The organism is Butyrivibrio sp. AE3004, from assembly GCF_000703165.1.
Taxonomy (GTDB): Bacteria; Bacillota; Clostridia; order Lachnospirales; family Lachnospiraceae; genus Butyrivibrio.
The window spans coordinates 1,081,358-1,094,605 of sequence record NZ_JNLQ01000002.1; the positions used below are offsets into that span (position 1 = coordinate 1,081,358).

Genomic DNA, 13,248 nt, shown 5'->3' on the forward strand with positions numbered 1-13,248 from the left:
AAAGAGGATCCAATGTGTGTTTTTTTGTACAACATGATATTTATACATTTTTTACAAAAGGAATAAACGCAAAATGGTAAAATAAAGCTGTGTGTATTAGTAAAAATGGTAATCAGAAAGGAGCAAATTAATGGGAAATAAGGGACTAAGATTATTGTTTACTATTCTTTTGATAATGGCGGTAGCATTTCCTTCGAAAATTACTGCTAAGGCAGTAAAAGTTCTGCCTTTCACAAGTCCTTTGGATTACTCGCTTTCTGATAACTGGCTGTATGATGGTGCTTATCCAGAGAATTCCGTGGATGTCTTTATTGTTGCGCCAACAGTAGATACCAGCAGTGAGAGCAATTCGGCTATTACACCAAAATACAAAACAAAATTCAGAAATGCCATGAATCAGCAACAGGCCATTTATGCAAAGACAGCAAGGATATATGCTCCGTACTATAGGCAGGCTTCCATTAATGTTTATGCCATGGAAGATTCTGCGGCAAAAGAGCAGGCAATGAAGAATGCATATATGGACGTATCAGCGGCGTTTAAGTATTACATAGAACATAAGAATAACGGCAAACCGCTTATTCTTGCAGGCTTCTCACAGGGGGCAGATATGTGCTACAGGCTCCTTGAAGAATACTATGGCGGAAGTGAAGAAAGAGCTATAAATCTTAGAGAAAATCTGATTGCTGTATATGCAATAGGATGGAGCATGACGGAAGATATGATAGCGAAGTATCCGCAGATAGTTCCTGCAAAGGAAGAGACTGATACCGGTGTTGTAATAAGTTTTGACTGTGAGGATGGAACTGTTACAGATTCTATGGTTATACCTGCAGGAACAAAGGCAATATCAATCAATCCTCTTAACTGGAGAACGGATAGTACAGTGGCTTCTAAAAAGCTTAATAAAGGAACTGTTACTCAGGATAGCAAGACGGGTGCGATTCTTTCCGTGGAAGCGGGAAAGTACGGTGCATATATTGACCCGGTAAGAGGTTCACTTGTAGTAACGGGTATTGATACCAGTCAGTATCCTAAAGTTCTTGATATTTTCCCTGATGGAAGCCTTCATCTTTATGATAATTTCCTTTTCTTTGTAAATCTTCAGGAGAATGTACAGAAACGAACAGAAAGTTTTATTCAGAAAAAGGTTTCTTCAAATGCTGCCTGAAGAAGGAAATAACACTTTGCCGGGACAAGCTTAGTATTATCCCAGCGTATCTTAAACCACTTCGGGCGAAAGCCCAAATGGAAAGGTGCTAAAGAGCCATCCTTAAGTTCAACAGGAACTGACCTTTCAAAGGTAAATTCACCAAGCAACCGGCTTTTTTCTTCGGCCAATCCATATTTTCTCATCATATCAAGTATTTGCAAGGCAGCTCCCTTTTCAAAAGACTTTCTGATAGATTTTTCAGAACGCTCCTTTAGCATAATTTCAATAGAAAAGATTTTCCCCATGGTCCCATCCGGATATATATCAAATTGATAACCAAAACCAGCCGGTTCAATCCTTAGAACCTCTGTAATCTGAGATATCATTGTTTGGTCAAAGGCTGTGAATCCCACTTTGTCGAATATATCCTTTATATGGGATGGATCCTCTTTGCATGATATTACTTCATCTTTCTGTAAGTATCCGCAGACACGAAGCGGTGCTTCAGGTCTTTCCCGAAACAGTCCAAAATAAGCCGGTTCCCAGTTTTTAGGAAGACTTTTTCTCATATCATCATACAGATGAAGGCGTTCTTTTTCTCCTAACAGCTCAAAGAAACGAGTTACAAGGAGTGGATTATTCCTTGGTTCAAAATGGACGGCAACCGGAGGAACAATGGTTTTCTCTGTGTCTAATTCAAAGCCAAAGCCTACATCCGGATATATCTTTTGAGTGTCTGCGATGTAGTTGATAAGTTCATCATAGCCGATGGCAAGAGGTGAATCAATCTGCATATTTCTTTCAAGATCACTATATAAAAAGGTCACCGAGAGAGAGGGATCTCCCATTAACGGAAATTCAAAGTATAATTCAGGAAAACTATTCCCCAATAAAAAAGCCGGTGCCATTTGCCTTACTCTTTTCAGGGAATCTCCAAAGAACATTCTGTCCATACCGCATTTCTCGGTATAGATACAAAGTGTCTCAAATGATTCTGCAAATGTGGGTGTCTTCAATTTTTTACCTCTCATATTCTTTACTGCACAAGTCTGCCTTGTTTCTGATTATTGGAAAGAGTTCTTTCAAAGAAGTAATCATCTAGAATCTGATCTGTCAAATCTCTGAAGTATGGCTGAGCTGTCACAATTTGTACTCCCACATCAGGTTTCGCGTTGTATTCAAGCATTACAGGATTTCCTTCTGTATCAACAGTGAAATCCCATCCGATCAGTTTTAAATGAGGTATCTGAGTATGCGCGCTGGCAACTGCGTCACATACTTTGCTATAAAACGGAATTGAATATCCTTTATTAAATATACCCATGCTCTCAGCATCAAAAAAACCTTTCCCCTTGATATAGACAGTTGTATCGTAAGCGCGAAATAATCCGGCGGATGTGAATGCGTCCCACAATCACTCATAATGGATTTGAACTATAAACTACATTTTAGTGTGAACACTTGAACTTATGAACTTCATTTTGGTGTCACATGGAAAGGATAGCTTATGTCAGATCCCAAGCATTATCGTACTAAAGATGAGTGGTTCAAGCTCGTCCAGGAGTGCCGTAAAAGCGGTTTATCGGACGCTCAATGGTGCGCATTAAATGGTATCAGCCGTCATTCATTAAACACTGCTATCAAAAGGCTGCGGAAATGTTCTTATGCAATTCCTCCTCGCAGCGCTGATGATATATATCACCTGGCCATTCCAAAACAGGATGTGGTCAAAGTGGATATCGTTCCTGATATCCAGCCGCCACAGAAGATCATTCCTGAGGCGGCACCGCACATTGACAATTCACATATGATAGAGATAAGTCTTGGAGATGTACATATTTCTCTCTGTAACGGAGCTGATCCGGATCTTGTAACCAGGACTCTCTCAGCCTTAAGGAGCTTCGTATGATCGGCGATATAACAGCTGCAGATGAGATATACATTGTCTGCGGCTACACTGACATGAGAAAGTCTATCGATGGCCTCTGTGCCATAATCGAAGACAAGCTCCACATGGATCCAAGAAGCAGGGCTCTGTATCTCTTCTGTGGGAGAAGGGCTGACAGGTTCAAGATGCTTCTTTGGGAGCCGGACGGATTCATACTGTTCTACAAAAGACTATCCGCCGAACAGGGACGATACCGCTGGCCAAGAAACAAGGATGAAGTACGCAACCTGACCTGGCGCGAGTTCGACTGGCTTCTCTCAGGTATCGATATAGAGCAACCTAAGGCCATTAGAGCCTCTTAAGGTCTGTGTATCAGTTTTTGTGCATAATTCTGAAATCGCCTTATATCGGATTAATTAGATGCCGGTTTTCAGATCACTTTGGCACTTTTACCGATATTAATTGCCTTGTAAGTCTGATAAAATCTATATATCAGATGTAAGGAGGCTGTCGTGGCGAGAGATTCCAAGGACCAGCAGCTCATTGAGCTGAAGGACACTGTGAAAGAACTGAATACCACCATCAGAAATCTCAACGCACTCATTGAGGCTGCTAACAAACGCGAAGAGGAGCATCTTCTGAAAGAGCAGGAACATATCGAAAGAGAAAAAGTCCTGCAGGAACAGATAGATTACCTCACCAAGAAACTCTTTGGCAGATCAAGTGAGAAACATGATGATTTTGAGGGACAGCTGAATCTCTTCAATGAAGCCGAAACTCTAAAGGCTGATCCTGATCCCGAGGAACAGGAATTCACCACCGTCGAGAAACATACCCGCAAGAAAAAATCCAAGATGTCTGATAAGTTTGCAGGCCTCCCTGTCCAGGAGGTTATTCTTGATGTTCCTGAAGATGAGCGCATCTGCGATGTCTGTGGCACTCCTCTTGAGAGGATTGGGAAAGAATTTCTTCGCAGAGAGATCGAATTCATTAAGCCAAGTATCAAGATCATTGATTACTACAGTGTCAGCTATGGATGTCCTAACTGCAAGATAAATGCTGAGGTCCCGTACATCGTAAGAGGACGCGACGGTCAGGCACATATGCTGCACGGCATGGCATCTGCCGGAACAGTTGCGTGGGTAATGTATCAGAAGTATGTTAACTCTCTTCCTCTTTACAGACAGGAAAAAGACTTCAAGATGTACGGAGCCGAAATCTGCAGAGGAACCATTGCCAACTGGATAATCAATAACGCTGAAGAGTTCTTCAAGCCTATGTGCAATTACTTCCAGAGAAAGCTTGTTGCCGGAAGATATGCAATGGCAGACGAAACGCCCGTACAGGTGCTCAAAGAACCAGGGCGCAGGGCTGAATCAAGGTCGTACATGTGGGTTTTCCGTTCGGGAGAGTTTGATCCGGAGCAGATAGTTCTGTTCCACTATTCTCCGACACGGGCTGGAGATACTGCAAAGGAGTTCCTTGAAGGATTCCACGGGTACCTTATGACTGACGGGTACAGTGGATACAATAAGCTCAGGGACTGCACGAGGAATTCCTGCTGGGCGCACATAAGAAGGTATCTTATAGATGCCATTCCCAAAGGTAAGGAATACGATCACAGCCAGCCGGCAGTACAGGGACTTGCCTATGTCGACAAGCTCTTCGAGATGGAACGGAAAATCCATGAAAAGAAGGGCTCTGATTTCGATGCCATAAAGAAGTTCCGCCTTGAAAAGGAGAAACCTGTACTTGACGGTTTCTGGAACTGGCTTGACTGCCAGACTGCAATAAAGAATTCCAGGATGTACAAAGCCCTTGTTTACATCCAAAACAGAAGACCGTTCCTCGAAACCTATCTTGAGGATGGTGGCTGCAGTTTCAATAACAACACTTCCGAGAGAAGCTGCAAGGCCTTTGTTACTGGCCGCAAGAACTGGCTGTTTTCAGACTCAGTTGATGGCGCAGAGGCAAGTGCTCTTACTTATTCCATTGTTGAAACAGCTAAGGCAAATGGCGTTGATGTTTATTACTACCTGAAATATCTTCTCATGAAGTGTCCAACATCTCTTACCAGCGATGAAGATCTTGAGAAGCTCTGCCCATGGCATCCTGAATGCAAGGAAGCCCTGGATGAACTTCACAGACAGCATCAGAAAGCGATCTTCGACGCAATGTAATCTTTATCATATGTGAATTGTCAAGGTGCTCCAGTCTCTTATGAGGCTGGGGTATATTTTATGGGCAAAAACCCTTGTACCTGTTAACATGCCTTGCGGGATAGCGCAACCCGCCGGAATATTTCGCGCTTAGTGCGCCCAGCAAAGGGCATGGCATTTAATGGGTGGAAATCCCATTTGGAAAGGTCTAGCCAACCACCAATAGCGACCTTGAACATGCGTTGGTAACAGCGTAGGTTAAGCGTAGGAAGTTAGGCGATAGGGTCATAAGGCATGTTAGCCCCGAAATAAATTAAGATGGTGTGCCGACGTAATTAAGCGATGCGGAAGGCAACACGCGTGCAATTGCTAATGGCGAAGATTGCCGCGACGCCACGGGGTTGAGAGTCAGCCATGTCGCACAATGGTGTCATGTCAACTGGGGAGAGCCTGTGACTTCCATATCAGGGCAAGTGTGAAGCCCCTAATGTATAAGTGGTATGCCCGACAACTCACGAAGGAGGGCAAATGAGTCATAGGCAGTCGGATGGCCGCATAGTACCGATGAAGGAGGGTAATGCCTCTGGAGGGAAGGCGAGAAAGGGCTATACCTCTAAGCTCTGCCATGCAAAGCTATATCTTTGAGGAAACATTATCCATACACAGAGGTGGAACAATAATGTTAACGAAATTGGAGAGAATATCGCAATTATCAAAAGAAAACCCTGAAATGGTCTTTACTTCCATTGGACATCTCATTGACAAGGAAATGTTAATGGAATGTCACAATAAGATGGAAAAGGATAAAGCCGTAGGAATCGACGGAGTAACAAAAGAGGAATACGGGAATAATCTTGATGAGAACCTTGATAGGCTAATAGCGAGTCTGAAGAAGAAATCATATAGGCCACAACCTGCAAAGAGAGTTGAGATACCAAAGGGAAATGGAAAGACCAGACCTTTAAGTATCTACTGTTATGAAGATAAGCTGGTACAAGAAGCGCTTAGGCGCATATTGGAAGCAGTCTTTGAACCTCATTTCTATGAGGAGATGATGGGATTCAGGAACGGCCGTAGCTGTCATATGGCACTAAGAAAACTAAATTCTATGATTGAGAAACAGAAGACAAACTATATACTTGACGCCGATATTAAAGGGTTCTTCGACCATATCGACCATAGATGGGCAGTCAAATTTGTAGAGTCAAGGATTAAAGACCCGAACGTTATACGACTGGTTAGGCGGATGCTGAAATCAGGGATAATAAAGGACTTTCAATATGAGGAAACAGAAGAAGGTAGTGGACAAGGGTCGGTCTGTTCACCTGTCATAGCAAATATATACATGCATTACGTATTTCTGTGGTGGTTTAATGATGTTGTTAAGCCACAGTTGAGAGGCTATGCAGGGGCGGTAGTTTATGCGGATGACTTTGTTGTATGCTTTCAGTACAAAGATGAAGCTGAACAATTCTACAAAAGGCTGAAACACAGAATGGAATACTTTGGACTGGAACTGGAAGAAAGCAAGAGTCGACTGATTGAATTCGGTAGATTTGCCGAAAGAGACAGGCGAAACAGAGGGCAGGGAAAACCTGAAACCTTCGACTTTCTGGGTTTTACACACTACTGTTCCAAGAGTCGGAACGGGAAGTTCAGGGTGAAGAGGAAGACTAGCAAGAAAAAGTTCACAAAGAAATGCAAAGAAGTCAATCGATGGTTGGCTGATATGAGAACCTTGCCGTTACAGGAAATCATTAAGAGAGTGAACAGCATGCTAGTTGGATATTTCCATTACTACGGGATCACTGACAACTCAAAGGCTATATCTGATTTTAAATATATAGTACGAAAGCTTCTGTTCAAGTGGCTTAACCGCAGAAGCCAGCGGCGAAGTTATAACTGGGGCCAGTTCAACGATATGTTGAGAGACTACCCCCTTGCAACGCCCAGAACGTACGTCAGTATCTATGAATGATGGTTGTTGAATAATTTACTTTGCAAGGAGCCGGATGCGAGAAAGACGCACGTCCGGTTCTGTAGAGGGATAAGGGGAGAAATCCCCTTATCTACTCGACCGTTGTATCAAGTTGCCCACCGTCCTGGATACGAGACGCCGGTGAACCAATAATACAATACTTACGTCCTTCTCCGGGAATCCGGATTACCTCTGAAATAATGGTCACCTTACTATTTAAAAACAACGAATCGATGCGAATTGTGCAGACACCACTATTACACAGGTGTGAAAGTTCCTCATGCTGATGTACTTTCTCCTGTACTATAAAGTTAGCTCCCATCTCATCAAAGAAACGAAGGTAGTCCTTAAGAGTTCTCCCTTGGGGTGTAATAGCCCGTACACCTTGGGCTTTTGATGTATAAAGAGACTCTTTAAAAAATAAAGTCTCTCCGTCTTCAATACATATCCGAGCAGCTTTGGTTTTATCAATAAGTCTTCCGTCCGTATCATAGAATTCACCGGAAATCCTGCTGCAAACAGTCACAGGCTGTTTAATATCCGGGAGCATCCTGGCAAATATGCATTTATCAGCCAGAGCTTCGCCAAACTGAAGATTGTTTAAGTATGGAAGGAGTTCAAAATAGTAGAAATCATCCGGAATAAATCGCGGATCAGATACATTTCCTCTTCCTCCATAATAGTCGAACCAGAGCCTCTTAGGTTTTTGGTCATATATACTCCAATAAGGAAGAATGCACTCCTCGTAGTCACAATAAAACCTGTCACTGCCAAGATTATCAAGGTATTTGTTTACGTTATCCTCAAGTTCTGATGAAATCCAGTGCCTTTTAGCTTTAATTGCAGCTTCAAGAGCACTTTCATATTCTTCCTTATTGCTTTTGGGGTATTCATATTCTCCGGCATTAAATCTAAGCATCTCAGTCTTTGCAATTTCCTGAAGACATATTTCCTTTCCGACATCGTTCTCATATCAGTTATCTAACCTGGTATGTGTACCGAAGGCTGGAATAAACACAACATTTTTATCCCTAAGCCAGGAATTATTAGAAAAAATAAGCTTCGTTCTGTGAATATGAAAACCAGCGGTAATAATCGCTATGCGCAGATCTTCCTTATTCTTTTGCTTGCCTGTAGCCAAATCCTTCCGGATCAAAGATGCGGAATACTCAAGATTATGCCTGGTATTCCTGGAATATTTTTCCACAAGGATCCTATTGTCAGGAATTCCTTTTTCCAGAAGATGCTTCCGCATGTGCTCAGCTTCCGTTAAAACTCCATCTATACTTGGGTTTCCGCCGCTTAAGATAAAGACAGTATCAGAATCAGCACCTCCTATTTCAAATGCTTTTTCTGCCCTGTAAGCACAGTTTGAACTTCCTAGCACAAGAATATAATCAAATCTGCCCTTATAGTCATCCATCTTTCCAAAAATCAGGTTGTTGATCTTTGAAAGATTTTCTTTTTTTTCATCAGGAAAAGCTTGGAATCTTCCAAGCATATGTCTGATCTCGTTTGAGAGATCGTTGCCTGCAAATTCTGCTTTTTCCGGCACTGAAGTCTTACATGAAAGGCTTATGAAGCACTGCATCTTAGCTTTATGCAGCATCATGATAATGTCATAATAATCAGATAAAGATCTGTTTGACGCAGAATTCGTATTCCTCTGAATGTAATTGAACATCTTAATCGAAGAAGTAACGATACTCCTACACTTTTTTATATAGTCGTAGTTAAAGAGTCTGTCCTCTCCGAATGACAGACTCTCTCTGAATCTGATGCTAAATCTGTCTAGAATGTCTCTGCGATAAAGCTTGTTGCATGCAGAATAAACCAGCAGATGCCTCATTCGGATGTAGTCATCTGCAAAGTCTGAAGGATTTTCGTATACATGATCCCGGAGCCAAAAAGGAATTCTCTGCCCATCCGCCTCTATGCGATCATAGCCCAAAACATACAGATCCTTTTTACTCTCCAAAAGAACTTTACATTCTTCAAAAAAAGCCGGTTTCAAAGTATCGTCACAGTCAAGGAAAGCTACATAATCGCCTGTGGCATATTCAATACCCGTATTACGGGCAATGGAAACTCCTCTATGTGAAAGATAATGAATTTGGATCTGCTCAGATATCCCCTCAAATTCACCAAGGCATAAAGCGGTCTCGTCATCCGATCCGTCATCAATAACGATGACTTCATATTCCTCCGTAATCCGGTCCAGCACAGATGCCAAGGTCTCTCTAAGATAACCTGCACGATTATACGTCGGAAGTATCAGTGAAAGTCTCATATTTCACTGCCATTTTCCTTTCCCATCATAATCACCATCCCAGATGCCTCCTCCTGATAAAAGGTCCATCTCATCATCTGTCAATTCATATCCTTCAGATTGGGCGAGTTTTAAAAGTTCTTCGGGTGTTTTACATTTTTTGGCCATTTCTTTTTGTTCAGGTGTTAGATCTTTAAATCTCATAGCATTCCTCCTGTTGCTTTTGTCATATTATTTACTAAAAGTGTATTGAAATGAGCGTTCCGCATGTGTGAATAATGAAGCAATAATAGCTTGTTTTATAGAAAGTCTATAGTTAGTTTATGAATAATTTATGAAATATAGAGAATATGCTAACAATAATTCACACATAGCGAACGCTCGGCTATGTAGAATATTTTTTGTCAGAAAAAACAGGTACATGATTGCCAAAGGGCAGCAAAAATACAAACTTAAATTAAAAGGAGGCCTACAATGAACCAAGCAGAAGCATTAAAAGAATTACAGTCAAACGAGCAGCAGGCAAAGCAGTTCAATATGGTTGCAGCATTCATGAATGAAGCTGTCAGAAACAATATGCCGGTGTTTATGAAGCTGGTACAGTTCGATGTCCTTAAAGCAATCCAGGAAAAGGCAGTTGAGGATAAGGTTGCAGGTGAAAACACCAGTGAAAAGCAGCTTACAGAGGCCCTTGATAGTTTACTTGGACAGATCAACAAGGATCTGGAAGCCCAAATTATTAAGAAGTTTGAAGAACTGAAGAAGTAATAGAAACCAGGCAATTAAAAAACTGCCATCACTTTTGACTGGTGGCAGTTTTTAGTTTGCAAAAAAGCGTATGAAGATAGTTTGGAAAAGAAATACATGCAAAATGTTATAATGAACTTGGGCAGTAATATAAGGGTTATGGAAAGGAATCTTCTATGAAGTATGATTATGATAGTTATATGTTTTATGAGTATTCCAAAAACTTCGCATTTACCGTAAGAATCAGGGTAAGACTTAAAGACAGGATAGACGGAGAGATTCTGGAGGATGCTGCTAAAAAAGCATTTAAGCGTTTCCCTTATTTCAATAAAAAGGTAATGATTGATGAGGAAGGCGGATATGTTCTCCTTGATAATGATAAGCCTATAGTGGTGACAAAAGAATCCCCCAAACCCGTTGTCCTTGGCGGTAATGATGCAAATGATCAATTCTTTTTGATAACCTATGAGGATAGAGATATCTTTTTTAATTTCAGCCACTGCTTTTGCGGAGGCTTTGGGGCGATGTTCTGGATAAAGACAACGCTTTGGCAATATCTTTCGGATAAAACAGGAGACACCTTTAGTGCAGAGGGATTAAAACTGCCGGGAAGCCCATTGGAAGAAGGCGAAATGGCACTTCCGGATGTGAATGCATTTCCTGAAGATGCACCTATCACGGAATACAAAGGCGGAAATTCGTTTGTTCCTATCGGAGAGTACCTGGCTTATTACCTCAATCCTTTTTCGGGAGATGCTACATATTTTCCGATTGAGATAGATCTTAAAAAGCTGATGAGCTACGCCAAGAGTAACGATGGAAGTCCCAATTCTATCGTTGCAGCCTTTATGTTTAAAGCACTTCGAAAGGTATGGGCAGACAATAAGAAGGCAACTGAGATTTCAGCCCGAATTTCAATGAATTATAATGCTGATGTAGGGTGCCCTAATACCTACAGAGATCTTGTTCGTCAGCTCCATGTAAAATACAAGAATGAAATGCTGGACTGGCCTATCAGCAAGATCAGTACTGTGACCAGGGCAGGTATGTTTCTTCAGATGGAACCGGAAGTAAGCTTTAAGGAATATAAGACAGTAGTAGAGCATAGAGAAAATATCGACAGGCCAAAGACTCACAAGGGAAAATGCAAGTATGCATCGAACAATTCTCTCCTTAGAAAAGGTATTGCAGACTCATATACCGTAAGCTACACAGGCAGGATTGATTGGGGGAATATGGCGGATTATATCGAATCAATCTATAACATAACCGACGGTCATCTGATGCTGGAGATGAATGCAATACAGGATAAACTGTTCCTCAATTTCCAACAGGTTAATAAGAAAAGAGAATATCTGGATGCATTTGTAGAAGAACTAAAGGCAGAGGGTATTGAAGTAAAAGTTGGGCCGATGCAGTATAAAAAGCTGCCAAGGCTTAAATTATAATTGTTGTTGACATGAATAATAGCAAAAATGGAGATGCCAATGGTTATAAAAGTACCTGAAGGAACTGTGATAATGCATGAAGGTGAAGCCAATATGGATATGTACAAGATTATATCCGGTAATGTTGAGCTTTACAGGGGCTATGAAACCAAGGATGAGGCAATAATAGGTATAAAATCTAAAGATGATTATTTCGGAGAAATGGGGCTTCTCACAGGTGGAAAGCCAGCCATTTATACCGTGGTGACGTACTCTGATGTGCTTCTTCTTAGAATTACCGAAAAGGATATAGATGACTTCATTCTTAAGAACCATGTCGATGTTCTCAGAATCATGCAGGGCATGGCCAATTCTATGTATAACATCAAGTTCAGCATGGACATGATCATTGATGATATGGCCAAGGAGGGCAATAGCGCAAAGCTAAAAGATTTTAAGGGCTTTTACTCCAAACAGCTTGCCATGTATAATGCTTTCAAGATGATAGATTCCTCTTCAAAAAAAATAGATAAAAAAGCATAAAAATTGGAGCTCAGACGGGCTCCAATTTTTTATGCTTTTTCCAACACCAAATTACTACAGCAGCAATTAGTACTGCACTGATTGTTATTAAATAGCGTATAAAAAATATAGAATGTTTCCTAATATGCTACAAACACCATTAGAAGAGATTCTTGACTCAGACTCACTGTACATGGATATAGTTAATTACAGAGTAAGTGATTTTATGGAGCACAATACGGATTGCAGAGAATGTGAGTACCGGACAATGTGTTGCGGAGGCTGCCGGGCCGTGGCCTTGAATACAACTCCTGATGACTATTTAGGTAAAGATATGGTCGCATGTGAGTTTTTTAGAGGTGGATGGAAGAAAAGAGTTGACGAGCTGCTTAATAAACTTGGAGTTGGAGCTTAACAATAGTATTTGAGGATTTTTTGATTTTATAAAAATTTTACAATAAGTAGTCAAAATCTTTACATTTATTCACACATACGGAACGCTTGGTTCTATACACTCTATATTAAAGAAGCTTGCAGAAAGCACCATTTAAGGAGGAAAGCATCATGAGTATTGAAACAAGTAATAAGATATTAAAAGTAACGGGTATTATCACTTTGATCTTTGGAATTCTCGGTGTGATTGCGGGAATCGTACTTATCATAGGAGCACGTGCTCTTGGCACTGTTGCTGATGTAGCACCTGGCGAAGAGGAAGCAGCAGCTGCAGTTGGTATGGGGGCGACATCTCTTATTGTTGGTATAATTTTATTGATATCCAGTATAGTTGAGATTCTTGAGGGATGGTTCTCAGTTAGGGCTTCAAAGGACAACGCCAAAATCATGCCGGCATGGATATTTGCAATTTTGGGAGTTATAGGCAGTATTGGAACTCTCATATCAACCATTGGAGATGATGCAAAAGGTGTTGTCGGTGCAATAGTTGGTGTTGCACTTTCTATACTGATCTTTATAGCTGCCAATACGATAAAGAAATCAAATGGGTAATATTGTGTAACAATTAATGATGACAAAAATGGGCGTTTACCAGATGTGGAATTAATACATAGGGGAAACGCCCTGTGTTTTACTAAAGATTCGATATTTA

15 protein-coding genes are annotated in these 13,248 nt (G+C 41.1%); 10 read left to right on the forward strand and 5 right to left on the reverse strand.

Translation table 11 applies throughout. From position 1 onward, the window contains the following. Window positions 1-130 precede the first annotated feature (130 nt). Complete coding sequence (locus BV60_RS0107915; RefSeq protein WP_051656584.1) at window positions 131-1,171, forward strand: DUF3089 domain-containing protein; 1,041 nt, start codon at window positions 131-133, stop codon at window positions 1,169-1,171. On the opposite strand, the gene BV60_RS0107920 is transcribed toward BV60_RS0107915, so the two are convergent. Both BV60_RS0107920 and BV60_RS21000 read right to left on the reverse strand, forming a co-directional pair. Continuing rightward, window positions 1,141-2,169, reverse strand: a complete 1,029-nt coding sequence (locus tag BV60_RS0107920; protein WP_029320723.1) for a hypothetical protein — start codon at window positions 2,167-2,169, stop codon at window positions 1,141-1,143. The genes BV60_RS0107915 and BV60_RS0107920 overlap by 31 nt on opposite strands. A gap of 20 nt (window positions 2,170-2,189) precedes the next feature. Then, window positions 2,190-2,477 carry a sugar-transfer associated ATP-grasp domain-containing protein gene (locus BV60_RS21000; RefSeq protein WP_029320724.1) on the reverse strand — a complete coding sequence of 96 codons (288 nt, stop codon included), beginning with the start codon at window positions 2,475-2,477 and terminating at the stop codon, window positions 2,190-2,192. Window positions 2,478-2,660: 183 nt separating this feature from the next. Here BV60_RS21000 and tnpA point away from each other — a divergent pair, with 183 nt between their 5' ends. The 4 genes from tnpA (at window position 2,661) to ltrA (ending at window position 7,178) form a co-directional block, all read left to right on the forward strand. Next, a complete protein-coding gene (tnpA, locus tag BV60_RS0107930) occupies window positions 2,661-3,062 on the forward strand; it encodes an IS66 family insertion sequence element accessory protein TnpA (protein WP_051656585.1) in 402 nt (133 codons plus the stop codon). Then, window positions 3,059-3,403 (forward strand): IS66 family insertion sequence element accessory protein TnpB, encoded by a 345-nt coding sequence (tnpB, locus tag BV60_RS0107935; protein WP_024864678.1) that lies wholly within the window; start codon window positions 3,059-3,061, stop codon window positions 3,401-3,403. Before tnpA ends, tnpB begins: the two co-directional genes overlap by 4 nt. Before the next feature lie 150 nt (window positions 3,404-3,553). Continuing rightward, a complete protein-coding gene (tnpC, locus tag BV60_RS0107940; protein ID WP_051656586.1) occupies window positions 3,554-5,221 on the forward strand; it encodes an IS66 family transposase in 1,668 nt (555 codons plus the stop codon). Window positions 5,222-5,879: 658 nt separating this feature from the next. Next, the gene (gene ltrA, locus BV60_RS0107945) at window positions 5,880-7,178 is read left to right on the forward strand and encodes a group II intron reverse transcriptase/maturase (RefSeq protein WP_029320732.1); all 1,299 of its coding nucleotides are present in this window, start codon (window positions 5,880-5,882) and stop codon (window positions 7,176-7,178) included. 91 nt (window positions 7,179-7,269) lie between these two features. Here ltrA and BV60_RS0107950 read toward each other — a convergent pair whose 3' ends face one another. Genes BV60_RS0107950 through BV60_RS0107960 form a run of 3 tightly spaced genes read right to left on the reverse strand, consistent with a single transcriptional unit; the run spans window position 7,270 to window position 9,651 of the window. After that, window positions 7,270-8,097: a hypothetical protein gene (locus BV60_RS0107950; RefSeq protein ID WP_029320734.1), complete on the reverse strand. Its 828-nt coding sequence runs from the start codon at window positions 8,095-8,097 to the stop codon at window positions 7,270-7,272. Between the two features lie 54 nt (window positions 8,098-8,151). Further along, on the reverse strand, window positions 8,152-9,468 hold the full coding sequence (locus BV60_RS0107955) for a glycosyltransferase (protein WP_029320736.1): 1,317 nt from the start codon (window positions 9,466-9,468) through the stop codon (window positions 8,152-8,154). Window positions 9,469-9,471: 3 nt separating this feature from the next. Further along, window positions 9,472-9,651 carry a Nif11-like leader peptide family natural product precursor gene (locus BV60_RS0107960; protein WP_029320737.1) on the reverse strand — a complete coding sequence of 60 codons (180 nt, stop codon included), beginning with the start codon at window positions 9,649-9,651 and terminating at the stop codon, window positions 9,472-9,474. Between the two features lie 270 nt (window positions 9,652-9,921). Between BV60_RS0107960 and BV60_RS0107965 the strand changes: the two genes are divergently transcribed. The 5 genes from BV60_RS0107965 (at window position 9,922) to BV60_RS0107985 (ending at window position 13,148) form a co-directional block, all read left to right on the forward strand. After that, complete coding sequence (locus BV60_RS0107965; protein ID WP_029320738.1) at window positions 9,922-10,215, forward strand: hypothetical protein; 294 nt, start codon at window positions 9,922-9,924, stop codon at window positions 10,213-10,215. Window positions 10,216-10,370: 155 nt separating this feature from the next. Continuing rightward, a complete protein-coding gene (locus tag BV60_RS0107970; RefSeq protein WP_029320739.1) occupies window positions 10,371-11,642 on the forward strand; it encodes a hypothetical protein in 1,272 nt (423 codons plus the stop codon). 39 nt (window positions 11,643-11,681) lie between these two features. Beyond that, window positions 11,682-12,164, forward strand: coding sequence for a cyclic nucleotide-binding domain-containing protein (locus BV60_RS0107975; protein WP_029320740.1), 483 nt, complete (start codon window positions 11,682-11,684; stop codon window positions 12,162-12,164). A 124-nt stretch (window positions 12,165-12,288) separates the two neighbouring features. Beyond that, window positions 12,289-12,558, forward strand: a complete 270-nt coding sequence (locus BV60_RS0107980; protein WP_197029542.1) for an SPASM domain-containing protein — start codon at window positions 12,289-12,291, stop codon at window positions 12,556-12,558. A gap of 149 nt (window positions 12,559-12,707) precedes the next feature. After that, a complete protein-coding gene (locus BV60_RS0107985; RefSeq protein ID WP_029320742.1) occupies window positions 12,708-13,148 on the forward strand; it encodes a hypothetical protein in 441 nt (146 codons plus the stop codon). Window positions 13,149-13,248 lie beyond the last annotated feature (100 nt).